Source organism: Gemelliphila sp. 1F1, from assembly GCF_056897515.1.
Map to the genome: position 1 here is coordinate 21,464 of NZ_JBXHBE010000007.1, position 12,936 is coordinate 34,399.

General features: G+C 29.6%; 16 protein-coding genes. 10 read left to right on the forward strand and 6 right to left on the reverse strand.

What is annotated here, in order from left to right:
* Positions 1-70: 70 nt before the first annotated feature.
* From AC1XWJ_RS06940 to cdaA, 3 genes are read right to left on the reverse strand one after another with little or no spacing between them, the layout of a single operon-like run.
* Entirely contained in the window at positions 71-322 is a 252-nt protein-coding gene (locus AC1XWJ_RS06940; protein ID WP_483335159.1) for a hypothetical protein, read from the reverse strand.
* A 58-nt stretch (positions 323-380) separates the two neighbouring features.
* Positions 381-1,334, reverse strand: a complete 954-nt coding sequence (locus tag AC1XWJ_RS06945; protein ID WP_483335160.1) for a CdaR family protein — start codon at positions 1,332-1,334, stop codon at positions 381-383.
* Positions 1,321-2,145: a diadenylate cyclase CdaA gene (gene cdaA / locus AC1XWJ_RS06950; protein WP_483335161.1), complete on the reverse strand. Its 825-nt coding sequence runs from the start codon at positions 2,143-2,145 to the stop codon at positions 1,321-1,323. Before cdaA ends, AC1XWJ_RS06945 begins: the two co-directional genes overlap by 14 nt.
* Positions 2,146-2,353: 208 nt before the next feature.
* Between cdaA and AC1XWJ_RS06955 the strand changes: the two genes are divergently transcribed.
* From AC1XWJ_RS06955 to AC1XWJ_RS06985, 7 genes are all read left to right on the forward strand, one after another.
* Entirely contained in the window at positions 2,354-2,548 is a 195-nt protein-coding gene (locus AC1XWJ_RS06955; protein WP_483335162.1) for a DUF1659 domain-containing protein, read from the forward strand.
* A gap of 11 nt (positions 2,549-2,559) precedes the next feature.
* Positions 2,560-2,706 (forward strand): DUF2922 domain-containing protein, encoded by a 147-nt coding sequence (locus AC1XWJ_RS06960; protein ID WP_483335163.1) that lies wholly within the window; start codon positions 2,560-2,562, stop codon positions 2,704-2,706.
* A 166-nt stretch (positions 2,707-2,872) separates the two neighbouring features.
* Complete coding sequence (locus AC1XWJ_RS06965; protein WP_483335164.1) at positions 2,873-3,040, forward strand: YvrJ family protein; 168 nt, start codon at positions 2,873-2,875, stop codon at positions 3,038-3,040.
* A complete protein-coding gene (locus AC1XWJ_RS06970) occupies positions 3,030-3,719 on the forward strand; it encodes a CHAP domain-containing protein (protein ID WP_483335165.1) in 690 nt (229 codons plus the stop codon). Before AC1XWJ_RS06965 ends, AC1XWJ_RS06970 begins: the two co-directional genes overlap by 11 nt.
* A 157-nt stretch (positions 3,720-3,876) precedes the next feature.
* Entirely contained in the window at positions 3,877-5,028 is a 1,152-nt protein-coding gene (locus AC1XWJ_RS06975) for a CD0519/CD1768 family membrane protein (protein ID WP_483335166.1), read from the forward strand.
* A 231-nt stretch (positions 5,029-5,259) separates the two neighbouring features.
* A complete protein-coding gene (locus AC1XWJ_RS06980) occupies positions 5,260-5,742 on the forward strand; it encodes a DUF924 family protein (RefSeq protein ID WP_483335167.1) in 483 nt (160 codons plus the stop codon).
* A 136-nt stretch (positions 5,743-5,878) separates the two neighbouring features.
* Complete coding sequence (locus tag AC1XWJ_RS06985) at positions 5,879-6,934, forward strand: LLM class flavin-dependent oxidoreductase (RefSeq protein WP_483335168.1); 1,056 nt, start codon at positions 5,879-5,881, stop codon at positions 6,932-6,934.
* 26 nt (positions 6,935-6,960) lie between these two features.
* Here the strand turns inward: AC1XWJ_RS06985 and AC1XWJ_RS06990 are convergent, their stop codons facing one another.
* The 3 genes from AC1XWJ_RS06990 to AC1XWJ_RS07000 all read right to left on the reverse strand — a co-directional run bounded on the left by AC1XWJ_RS06990 (position 6,961) and on the right by AC1XWJ_RS07000 (position 8,831).
* On the reverse strand, positions 6,961-7,641 hold the full coding sequence (locus AC1XWJ_RS06990; protein ID WP_483335169.1) for a DUF805 domain-containing protein: 681 nt from the start codon (positions 7,639-7,641) through the stop codon (positions 6,961-6,963).
* Between the two features lie 59 nt (positions 7,642-7,700).
* Positions 7,701-8,270, reverse strand: a complete 570-nt coding sequence (locus AC1XWJ_RS06995; protein WP_483335170.1) for a DUF805 domain-containing protein — start codon at positions 8,268-8,270, stop codon at positions 7,701-7,703.
* 66 nt (positions 8,271-8,336) lie between these two features.
* The gene (locus tag AC1XWJ_RS07000) at positions 8,337-8,831 is read right to left on the reverse strand and encodes a DUF805 domain-containing protein (protein WP_483335171.1); all 495 of its coding nucleotides are present in this window, start codon (positions 8,829-8,831) and stop codon (positions 8,337-8,339) included.
* A gap of 218 nt (positions 8,832-9,049) precedes the next feature.
* On the opposite strand from AC1XWJ_RS07000, the gene AC1XWJ_RS07005 reads away from it, so the two are divergent.
* Genes AC1XWJ_RS07005 through AC1XWJ_RS07015 form a run of 3 tightly spaced genes read left to right on the forward strand, consistent with a single transcriptional unit; the run spans position 9,050 to position 12,680 of the window.
* A complete protein-coding gene (locus AC1XWJ_RS07005; RefSeq protein ID WP_483335172.1) occupies positions 9,050-9,799 on the forward strand; it encodes a DeoR/GlpR family DNA-binding transcription regulator in 750 nt (249 codons plus the stop codon).
* Positions 9,799-10,716, forward strand: coding sequence for a 1-phosphofructokinase family hexose kinase (locus AC1XWJ_RS07010; RefSeq protein ID WP_483335173.1), 918 nt, complete (start codon positions 9,799-9,801; stop codon positions 10,714-10,716). The genes AC1XWJ_RS07005 and AC1XWJ_RS07010 overlap by 1 nt, the downstream gene beginning before the upstream one ends.
* Before the next feature lie 17 nt (positions 10,717-10,733).
* On the forward strand, positions 10,734-12,680 hold the full coding sequence (locus AC1XWJ_RS07015; protein WP_483335174.1) for a PTS fructose transporter subunit IIABC: 1,947 nt from the start codon (positions 10,734-10,736) through the stop codon (positions 12,678-12,680).
* The last annotated feature ends 256 nt before the right edge of the window (positions 12,681-12,936 follow it).

The window sequence follows — 12,936 nt, forward strand, 5'->3', positions numbered from 1 at the left end:
ACAAAAGAGCTATTATTAGGATAATATATATCCCAATAATAGCTTCTTCTTTAATTATATTATTCTATAATTAATAAGCAAATGCAGCAAAATATATCAATAATATAATTATAGCAATTAATATAATTATACTAGCTTTTCTTGTTTGTTTAATAATAAAAATATCTAGTACTTTTAGAACTATTAAAATTAGTAATGCAATAATAATTAAATATTTTCTTGTTTGTACATTTTTTAGAAAAAATGATCCTATTAATAGCCCTATACTAAAAATTGAAAATATAGAATTAAGAACAATAATTTTTAGTTCTTTATTAGTCATAACAATCTCCTAACTTTAAAAATTATAGTGACAAACCATTAAGTCTGTCACTATTTATTTAATTTCTTTTTATTTTAATATTAACTCTTACTGTTGCTGTATCAAGACTATATGGAGTAGAAGTATTAGCATAAACTTTTAAATTACTAAGTTCTGTAGATGATGTTAGATTAGACAATTCTACATCAACGAAAACTTCATTAATTGTAGCTAAACTTTCTTTTGTTTCAGCACGTATAGTAACATTTTCTGGAACAATGTCAATACTATCTAATGAGTATCCTATTGGAAGAGATCCTATTTGATTAACAGTAACTGGTAAAACTTTTTCGATGCTTTCTACAGTAATGTTTATAGTAGTAGATGTACGCTCCATATCAATATCTTCTATTTTGTTAAAGTTTCTATCATAAGCAACCAATTTAGCTTCTTCATTGACATTAGAGTTGATTTTTGTTTTAACATCACTTTCTGCACGTACTTCGTATATACTATTAATACTTTCTTCTGCACCAGAAATTTTAACTGTAGGATTAGATACAGTTTTTGCGGTTACTGAATATCCTAATAATAAACGTTCATTTTTTATAACAGGTACTATAGAAAATTCTTTTGTAACTCTATCTCTAACAGATGCAGTTATAAATTCCGGCTCGCTAACTGCTTCAAGAGAGCTATCTAAATCTGTTATCTCAACTTTGATTTTTTGGTCATCTCCAACATTTATTTTGCTAAAATCAAGCTTAGCTTTAAGTTTACGATCAAGAGTTTCTTTTTGAACTTTTGCGACAGGACCAGTTATTTTAACATCAACAGTATCAGGTACACCCAAAACATAAAATTTTTCTTTATCATAGTTTACTTCGACAGGAACATTTCTTATCCAAGTAGTAGTATGATTAGAACTAGCATTTCTAGAAAATATTTCGGATAAATTATCATTTACAGAAATAAATAACAAAATAGCAATTAGCAACGATATAATTTTCAAACTATTTTTATTTGATTTCATTATTTATTCCCCCTATATTTGTATTATTTACTAACCAATTTTTTTCTAAATAAGTTTTTAACTTCTCTTCATTAAAGTCTGTAATAAACTTGTTGTTATGAACAACAGATATAATTCCAGTTTCTTCAGAAACAACAATTATTATAGCGTCAGTTAGTTCAGAAAGACCTATGGCAGCTCTATGACGAGTTCCGTATTTGCTATCTATATTTCTATTATCTGTTAGAGGTAACATAGAACTTGCTGATCTAATTTTATCTTTATTGATAATTATTGCTCCGTCATGAAGAGGAGTATTTGGGATAAATAGGTTTATTATAAGCTCTGAGCTTATTTCTGAATTTAAAATAATTCCTCGTTCTACATATTCATCTAAACCTGTATTGTTTTCTAAAACTATTAAAGCCCCAATACGACGTCTTGCCATATGTCTAGTAGAGGAAGTTAACATATTAATAACCTTATCTTTCTGTTTTGAATCATCGTTATTTCTACCAAAGAAAATATTACTTATATCAAATCTACCAAGATGCTCCAAAGTTCTTCTTATTTCGGGTTGGAATATTATTATAATAGCTAGAACTCCCCAAGTTACTAATTGATCTACTATATAACTCATAGTTTTGAATCCTATAATATTTAGAATAACTTTTAAAATTATAACAATTAAGATACCCTTAACTAGTTGGATACCTCTTGTACCTATTAGAAGTTTAAGTGCAGTATAAACTAAAAGCCAAACTAATAGAATATCACCTATAGATATAAGTACTTGTAATAAGCTTATATCTGCAAAATAATTAGCTATCATAATAACTCCTTTCTTAAATATTTAATAAAAAGCTATAAATTAACTTTTCTATGCAATAAAAACATTTTCTTAACAATAATAATTATATCATAATTCAAGAATATTTTAGATAAAAAATTCAAGAAACTTTGGAAAATTTCAAAATTTTTACGATATATTTAATGTCAGAGGCCAAAGACAAAAAATAAAGTGAAAGAGGTAAAAAATAATGGCAATAAAACAAAAAAGATTAAAGTTAAATTATGAAGTAGACAATAATGGAAAACAAGTTTTCAAAAGCTATGGGTTTGATATAGCTAAAAATATAGAAAATTCGGTAGCAAAAGAAGTAGGCGAGGCAATAGCCACGTTACTAAAAGATGATATTGTAAGTTATTCGTTGACGATAATAGAAGTATTATAGGAGGTATAAATATGGAAAAGAATTTAGTATTAACATTTAATACAGAGGATAAGAAAACTTATAGAGTAACACTTAGAAATCCGAAAGATAATTTAAATTTGGATTCTATAAGTTTAGCAGCTAGTAAGCTAATTGCTACTAACATATTAAATAAATAGTAAAAGAACTTTAAAAGATTTGAAAAAAGCTTCTTATGTAACTAGAGAAGAAACTATTATAAATTAGTATAAAGCTTATAGCTAGTTAAAAATGACTTATATAGCCGATAAAAATATTGGCTATATAAGTTAATTTAATAATAAGTTGGTAGAGGTAATTATAATCATGGATATAGTAAATATAATAAATGAAATAGGATTTCCAATATTTGTAGCATTATTTTTATTATTAAAATTAGATGGTACATTGAAATCTATAGCCAGTAATTTATCAGAATTAACAAAAATTATAGAAAAATATCATAAATCAATAGGAGATAATAATGGTAACTAGAATAACAGCATGTAATTGGATAAAAGATAAAGTAGGAAAATCTATAGATTGGGATGGATATTACGGAGCACAATGTGTAGATTTAATAATGGCTTACGTTGGTGAATTGTGGGGAGTTACGATGAGAGGTAATGCATTGGATTATCGATACAGTAATTTGCCGGCAGGTTTTGTTAGATATAACAAAAATGAAGTAAGTATTTTGCCGGGAGATATAGTAGTATGGCATATGACGCTACCGTGGGGTCATATAGGTGTTGTTATAGGCGTAGAAGGTAATACATTAATATGCGTGGAGCAAAACGTTGACGGTAATTCAGATGCACTGACTAGAGGAGGACCTGCAAGAATAGTAAGGAGAAACCTTGAAAAATTAGCTTGTATAATTAGACCTCCATTTGAAGATGATGCTGAGGATTATCATAAATATAATTTTGTTTATGAGGACGGACACTTTACAGTAAAGGTAGATTTGTTAAATGTCAGATCTAAGCCTAGTTTATCAGGAGATATAGTAGCTAGGTATGGAGCAAGGAGCATTATTTTTTATGATAAATATTGCATATCCGAGGGATATGTTTGGATAAGTTATTTATCAAGAACAGGATTTAGAAGATATGTAGCTACTGGAAGATTTGTTAATGGTAGAAATCAAGCGGAGTTTGGAACATTTAAATAACTAAATTAAAATTTATTTTCTAAGTTTGTAAAAGTTAATACAGATTATTTATATTATTTTGGAAATTAGCGTTGATTTAAGGTTGGCTTGCCAATCTGTATTATTTATGATATAATATAAACATAACTGTATTACATCACAAATTAGGAGGATAATTATGAACGGTGATATACGGACGAAGAAGGCTATAAGTACAGAAACTTTTGTATTTTTAACAATATTAATTTTGATATTTGGTTTTATAGGTCGTAAGATGGGAGTTGCCAATATGTTCAAAACTATGATGGCAACAGCGCACGACTTATTACTAAATACAGTATTCTTTATTATGGCTATGGCAGTAGTAACAGGAGCTATAAGTATGTTGCTATCAGAATTTGGAGTAATAGCATTAATTAATAAAGTTTTTGCTCCTTTAATGAAACCTTTATGGGGAATGCCGGGAGCTAGTGTAACGGGAGCAGTAGCTACTTATTTATCAGATAATCCAGCGATTATTCCGTTTGCCAAAGATAAAAAATTCACAGTATATTTCAAAAAATATCAGATTCCTGCATTATGTAACCTAGGTACATCATTTGGAATGGGGCTTGTAGTTACAATGTTTATGGTAACGCAGGGAGAAGGATTTTGGAAAGCTGCATTAGTAGGAAATATAGCAGCTATTATAGGTAGTATTTTCAGTGTTCGTCTAATGTTAATGCAAACTAAGAAATATTATGGAGCAGAAGCGGAAGATGACTATACTGTCGGAGATAAAGAAAATCAAGATTTATTAAATACTAGAGAAATAAGAGATGGAAATATGTTCCAAAGAGTTCTTGATACGTTGCTTGAAGGAGGAAAAGTGGGGGTAGACTTAGGTATGGCTATTATACCTGGGGTACTAATAGTTTGTACTATGGTAATGATGCTTACATTTGGAATGCCAGAAGGCGGATATACAGGAGCAGCTTACGAAGGAGTCGCACTATTACCTTATTTAGGAGATAAGCTATCATTTATTTTGGAGCCTTTATTTGGATTTACTTCTCCAGAGGCAATTTCATTCCCTATAACCTCATTAGGAGCAGTAGGAGGGGCTATGTCATTAGTACCAACGTTCTTGCAAAAAGGACTTATAACTGGTAATGATATAGCAGTATTTACAGCTATGGGAATGTGTTGGAGTGGATATTTAAGTACTCATATAGGAATGATGGACGCTTTAGGAGTTCGTAAACTTTCTTCAAAAGCAATTATTTCTCATACGATAGGTGGACTTTTAGCAGGGGTAATAGCACACTATATTTATATCTTAATAGTATAAATAGTTGTTTTATATCCATATATAATTATAAAAATATAAATTTTAGGGATTGTTTTCTTATTTTGAGAACAATCCTTTTAATTTTATAAAGTATGGACACTCTTTTAGAATATGGATTGTTTGGCTATTCTAATTGTGTTTTAATTTTATAAATAAAATTTTCGGAGGTTATATTATGTACAGGTATCAGGATATTTTAAGTTTTTGGTTTGAAGAAATCGACAAAGAGTTATGGTTCAAAAATCAGATGAATTTGATTTAGAAATAAAGAATAGATTTTTTGATATTCATCAAAAAGCAGTATCAGGAGAATTATCTTATTGGCGAGAAAATATTTATGGTCGCCTAGCAGAAATTATCGTAATTGATCAATTTTCTCGCAATATGTTCCGCAATGATCCAAGATCATTTGCCTATGATAGTATAGCGTTAGTTCTTGCGCAGGAATCTTTAAAATCGGATGATTTTACTAAGTTAACAACAGTAGAAAAATCATTTTTATATTTACCATTTATGCATTCAGAGTCTAAAGAGATTCATAAAGAAGCGGTTAAACTTTATAGCGAGAAAGGATTAGAATATAATTATGATTTTGAGATTAGACACAAAGAAATTATAGATAAATTTGGTCGCTATCCGCATAGAAATGAAATATTAGGAAGAAAATCTACATCTGAAGAATTAGAATTCTTGAAAGAACATAAAGGTTTCTAAAAATGTATAGAGTCTAATATAGTATCTATATTTTTATTAACTAGCGTATAAATGAGTAAAATAGTTGAAATTTAAAAAATATATGTTAAAATAATATTACTAATTAGTAATAAATAAAAAGAAAGAAGGTTTTACTATGATAGAATTAGGAATAAGTACATTTGGAGAAACAACACCATTAGAAAGTACAGGAAAGCCAATTTCGCATGATGAACGTATTCGTAATATGCTTGAAGAAATTGAACTTGCTGATAGAGTAGGATTAGATATTTATGCGATAGGAGAACATCATAGAGAAGATTTCGCAGTATCAGCACCGGAAATAATTTTGGCAGCAGGAGCTGTTAATACAAAAAATATACGTTTGTCTAGTGCTGTAACGATAATATCATCTAATGATCCTGTGCGAGTTTATCAAAATTTTGCAACAGTAGATGCATTGTCTAATGGGCGTTCAGAAATAATGGTAGGACGTGGATCATTTACAGAGTCATTCCCACTATTTGGATATGATTTGAATGATTATGAAGAATTATTCGAAGAAAAACTAGATATGTTACTTAAAATTAAAGATAACGAAATAGTAAGTTGGGAAGGAAAACATTCACAAAATATTGATAATAAAGGTGTTTATCCTAGAGCTGTTCAAGAAGATTATCCAATTTGGGTAGCGACTGGAGGAAATATTGAATCTACATTAAAAATTGCCAAAAGAGGATTGCCTATTGTGTATGCAACTATAGGAGGAAATCCTTTGAGCTTCAAAAAATTAATTGATTTGTACAAAAAATTCGGTAAAAATGAAGGTCATTCTGAAGAAAAACTGAAAGTTGCTGCTCATTCTTGGGGATTCATAGCAGAAGATCATAATGAAGCTGTTGACAAATATTTCTATCCTACAAAATATCTAGTAGATAGTATCTCAAAAGATAGACCACATTGGCAACCATTAACTAAAGAGCAATATATGAATTCTGTAGGACCAGATGGAGCTATGTTTGTAGGATCTCCAGAATATGTAGCGAAAAAAATAATTTGGATAGTAGAAGAATTAGGTCTAGATAGATTTATGTTACATATACCTGTAGGATCAATGCCACACGAAGATACTATGAAATCAATAGAACTATTTGGAACAAAAGTTGCTCCGATAGTAAGAGAATACTTTGCTAACAAAGAAAAAGCAGAATAAAAAAAAAGGAGGTTTTCCTCCTTTTTTTATTTATTGTTAGAATCTTGGACAATATCGTTATTATTTTCTTCAACTTTTTCTAAAGTGCTAGATTCTTCTATAGATACTTCATTAACTTCTTCTTTAACAGTAATATTTTCAGAAACAATTTCTTCTTGAACTTTATTGTCTTCTCTAATATTAGAATTTTCAAAAGCAACAGCTTGTCTAAAGAAAAATTGTGAGAAGCTGTCAGTTTTGTCAGTTTCAAATGTGTTTGATGCTAATGAAGGTAATACAAAAGCAAAAGCTATACTATATATTACATATAATAAATAAATAGATGATGAATATAATAGTACATATAATCCTAATAAAATAACAATTCCCCAGTTAGAAAAACCTACATCTCTAAGTCTTCTAGTCATTATTGCAAGACTTGGTAAAGCTAATGCAAGCCCAAGAATAGATAAAAAAGCAATTGATAATAATGACGCTCCAAGAGAACGACTAAAAGCATGAGAACTGTAATATGTTTGTGCACTTAGGAATGTACTTATAAGACTTCCTAACATTATAGTAATTAAAAAGAAAAATGCTGCTATTATAGTTCCCATAGGCATCCAGTATCCTCTACGAGAAGTATAACCAGAAAAGTTAACATATCCAGTAAAGTAATCACTAAAAGCTTGTTTATAACTTACTTTTTTATTTCTTTGATCAATCATAAAGACCTCCTAAAAAATTTATTATAATACAAAATGATATAATATAAGTTATTAATTTGTCAAGCGCTAAGATAAAAACCAAGATTACATTTAAGTAACCTTGGTTTTATTTTAAAATTTAATTTACTTATGTTATTTTTATTAGTTGTTAATATATTTGATGGTAGTACAGGTAAAATAACAAATACAATTATATTGTATGTTTCGGAAATTATATAAAAAGATGAGTTGCTTGAACTTATGTAAATAGTGTAGAAAGATATTGAATTAAAAATTAAAGGTATTAATAGTAATAGTGTTATTATCTTGTTGGATAATCCTATATCTCTAAATCTTCTAGCTAATAAAGCCATGCTTGGAACTGCAAAAACAATCAAGAGAATTATAATAGTTATAACTCCTGTTGAAGTTATAATATTAGCATAAGATAAATGTGGTGATATAGAATAAACTATCGTAGCGATTATAGCGCCAATCGTTATACCTACAAAAGGAAATAGTAAAAATAGAGTAAGCATCACAAACCAAAATCCTTTACGAGAAGTATAGCCAAAAAAGTCCGCATATCCAGTAAAATAATCTTTTAAAGATTGTACATAACTTACATTTGTGTTTCTTTGATCAATCATAAGAATTCCTCCCTTTTTGTTCTCATTTTAACTATATCATATACTTGTAACCGCAGTCAAATAAAGTTAAATGTAATCTTGATAGTTATTTTTAGTAACTAATTTATCTTCTTTCGGTCTAAAGAAGATTTTTAATATTTTATTTGTGCTACTTGTTCTTAGAGCATTACTTGGTAATAGTGCAAGAATAAGAATCCCCAACCCTATTATTGAAATTAACACTTTAGCATATATATTACTATAGTTAATACTATTAGAAATAGAATTAAGAATAATAATGATAAGAATACTATATCTTGAGAAACCTACATCTCTAAGTCTTCTAACAAAAATAGCCAAAGATGGTAGAGCGAATATTAACGTAATGATAATAAGCGCAAGAAGATATGCACCTAAATTATGTAATGTAAAAAGTAGTATTATAAATATTGATATCCCGATAGTTAGTGTAGGAAACCAATACCCTTTGCATGATGTGTAGCCTTTGAAATCTACATATCCTTCAAAGAAATCAGATATAGTTTTCCCAAATGTCAAATGCTTGTTGCGTTGATCAATCATAAGAATCCCTCCCTTTTTGTTCTTACTTTGATTATATAATATGTTTGTAACCGTAGTCAATTAGAAACAAAGAATGCAAATTGCAAAACGATTAGAAAAAAATTAAAAAACGATCAAAAAATTACGTTTTATTGATTGATTTTGACAAAATAAAATAAAAATGATTGAAACAATCAAAAATATAATATATAATTTGTAATTGTTAAGGAGATATAAGTATGAATACTAGACAAAAAAATATTTTATCCATAGTAAATGACAAAAATGTCGTTACTTTACAAGAGTTAGTGTTAATATGCAATGTTTCGGAAGCAACTATAAGAAGAGATTTATCATATTTAGAAGATAAAAATTTGATTTACAGAACTCACGGTGGTGCTGCCAAGCGAAGTTCGGCTAGAGGAGTGGAGTCTTCTTTTGATAGCAAAAAGGGTGAATATGTAATAGACAAGCAAAACGTTGCTAAATATTTGAGTGATAACGTAATTGCTAACGGACAAACTATTTATTTAGATGCAGGAACGTCAACTTATGATATGATAGATTATTTAAAAGATAAACAAATAACCGTAGTTACAAACTCTGTTTATCATTTAAGGAAATTAAGTTCGTTAAAGATCTATACGATAATTTTGGGAGGAGTAGTTAAACACTCTACACAGGCTGTAGTAGGTGAAACGGCACTAGAACAATTATCTAAGTATAGTTTTGATGCTTGCTTTATAGGATGTAATGGAATTGATCATAATTTTGGTATTTCTACAGCTGATGAACAAGAAGCGTATTTGAAGAAACAAGCATTAAGTAATAGTAAGAAAAAATATATTTTAGCTGATATATCAAAATTCGGGCATAGAAAATTTCAAAAATTTGCCGAATTAGATGAAGCAACTATTATTTCTTATACAATACCGGACGAATTTAGAAATTATTACAATATTATAGAAGTGAAAAAGGAGGATAAATAATGTACTATACAGTAACTTTAAATCCAGCTATAGATATGCTAACTAAGGCTACTAATTTTTTGCTAGGAAAGTTAAATAGAACAGAAGAAGCAAAGTATATAGTAGGAGGAAAAGGTATAAATATTTCTATGTTACTTAAAAATATAGAAAAAGAAACTACAGCTTTAGGATTTATCGCAGGCTTTACAGGAAATTATATAAAAGCAGAATTAACCAAAATGGGTGTAGCGACAAATTTTGTAGAAACACAAGGTAATACGAGAATTAATATTAAATTAACTACTGATACAGAAACAGAAATTAATGGCCAAAGTAGTGCAGTAACTAAGAATGATATAATTAAATTTCATAATACTCTAGCAAATTTAACAGAGAACGATACTGTATTTTTATCTGGAAATATTATCTCTGGAATGATAGTAGCTGATTTTGTGGACATAGCTAAAGAAGTTGCTAGTAAAGGAGCTAAACTGGTAGTTGATAGTAACAAAGAGTTAGTGCTAGAAACTTTAAAGTACTATCCTTTTGTTGTTAAACCTAATGAATTTGAGCTTGGAGAAATGTTTGGAGTAGAGATAAAAAGTATAGATGATATCTTATTTTATGCAACAAAATTACAAAGTTTAGGAGCAAGAAATGTTTTAGTATCACGTGGAGGAGACGGAGCACTACTTATGACTGAAGAAGGAGAGGTCTTTACTGTTGGCGTAGCTAAAGGTGAGATAGTTTCTACTGTTGCAGCGGGTGATAGTATGTTAGCAATGTTTGTTGCTAAATATGATGAAACAAAAGATTATAAAGAAGCATTGAAGTACGCTTCAGCTGCTGGAGGAGCAACTTCATTTTCTGCAGGAGTTGGAAGCAAAGACTTAATAAATAACTTAGTAACACAATTAGAAATAGAAAAAATAAAATAAACTATAAGGAGACTATTATGAAATTAACTTCATTAATAAAATATGATTTATCACAATTTAATTTTGTAGCTAATGACAAAAAAGAAGCATTAGATAAGTTAACTACAATGTTAGTAGATAACAAAGTGATAGCTAATAAGGACAGCTTTTTGCAGGCATTATTAGCAAGAGAAGAACAATCAACAACTGGTGTAGGCGAAGGAATAGCGATACCTCACGCTAAAAGTGTAGACTTCAAAGAAGCTATGATAATTTATGCTAAAAGTAATTCTGGTATAAATTGGGAAAGCTTTGACGGGAAAGATGCAGAACATATATTTATGATTTGTGCTCCAGAAGGAGGTGCAGACGAACACCTAAAAGCATTATCATCACTATCAATGGCACTTATGGATAAAGAGGTTAAAGATGGATTAGATAAAGCAACTAGTTCTGACGATGTTCGTAAAGTTTTTGAAGACTTTGTTGCAAAAGCAGAGGCAGCAGAAGAGGTAGAAGAGCAAACAGCTGAAGCTAGCGATGAAAAACGTCCTTATGTAATAGCAGTAACAGCTTGTCCTACTGGAATAGCTCATACATATATGGCAGCAGAAAAATTAAAAGAAACTGCTAAAGAAATGGGTGTAGATATAAAAGTAGAAACTAATGGACAAATCGGTATCGAAAATAAACTTACACAAGAAGATATAGATAATGCAGTAGGTATTATAGTAGCGGCTGACAAAAAAGTAGAAGTTGCCAGATTTAATGGGCATCCTACAATAATAACAAAAGTAGCTGATGGTATTAATAAACCTAAGGAATTAATAGAGAAAGTTCTTGATGGACAAGCTCCAATTTATAATCATCAAGGAGAAGTAACTACTGAAGATAGTAGTTCGGGAGAAAGCTTAGGACGACGTGTTTATAAACATCTTATGGAAGGTGTTAGTAATATGTTACCTTTCGTTGTTGCAGGAGGTATGTTAATAGCTATTTCATTTTTCTGGGGAATAAATGCATTTAATCCAAAATCAGATCAATATAGCCAAGTAGCTGCTATGCTATTCTGGTTTGGGAAAATTGCATTTAGTATGATGCTTCCTATTCTTGCAGGATTTATTGGTAGAAGTATTGCGGATAGACCAGGATTTATTGTCGGTATTTTCGGAGGTATTTTGGCAAATCCTAGTATTCTAGCAGACGCAACAGGAAATGAATTGTTAAGTTATACACCATCAGGATTTTTAGGAGCGTTAGTAGCAGGATTCTTGGCAGGTGGAATTATTATAGGATTGCGTTACGCTCTTTCTTGGATGCCAAAATCATTAGATGGATTAAAACCTATATTCCTATTCCCTATTTTAGGAACAATAATAATGGGAATATTAATGATTTATGTTGTTAATGCCCCTATGGCAAGTATAATGACAGGTTTAACTAACTTTGTAGAAAGTCTAAATGGTAGTGGTAAATTTATAGTAGGTTTTGTTGTAGCTTCAATGATGGCAATTGATATGGGAGGTCCTATTAATAAAGCATCTTACGTAACGGGTACAGCGCTATTAACAGCTGCCGGAGATGCTGGTAGCGATGTAATGGCTGCAGTAATGATAGGAGGAATGGTTCCACCTTTAGCTATCGCATTATCAGCAACATTAAACAAAAACCTTTGGCCAGAAAATCAACGTAATGGAGCATATATCAACTATGTAATGGGATTAGCATTTATTACAGAAGGAGCTATTCCTTTTGCAGCAAGTAATCCTATCAGAGTAATACCACCATTATTTGTGGCTAGTGGTATTGCTGGTGCATTAAGTATGATGTTTGGTGTTGTATCTAAAGCACCTCATGGAGGTATCTTTGCAGTAATAGCAAAAGGTGTTACTAATCCAGTAATGTATCTAATCGCATTAGCAGTAGGAACAGTAGTAGGAGCATTATTGTTAATGCTATCGCTAAAAACAGCAAACAAAAAATAATTAAATTGTAAAAAGATAAGATTTAAAGAAGACAAACTATATCTAGAGAAATATAGAGTGAACTTTATTTCTTATCTTTTTATTTTCTGCAAATTGTATTTAATAATAAATATATTTACTTTATATAGTGATAATACTATAATAAGTTTAAGATAACTATATAAATAAAATATCAGATATTTAAAAATATTGGATGAACTATAAAAGAATAGTGCTATTCTAGTATGATATTAAATATCTTACTGTAAGTTGTGGA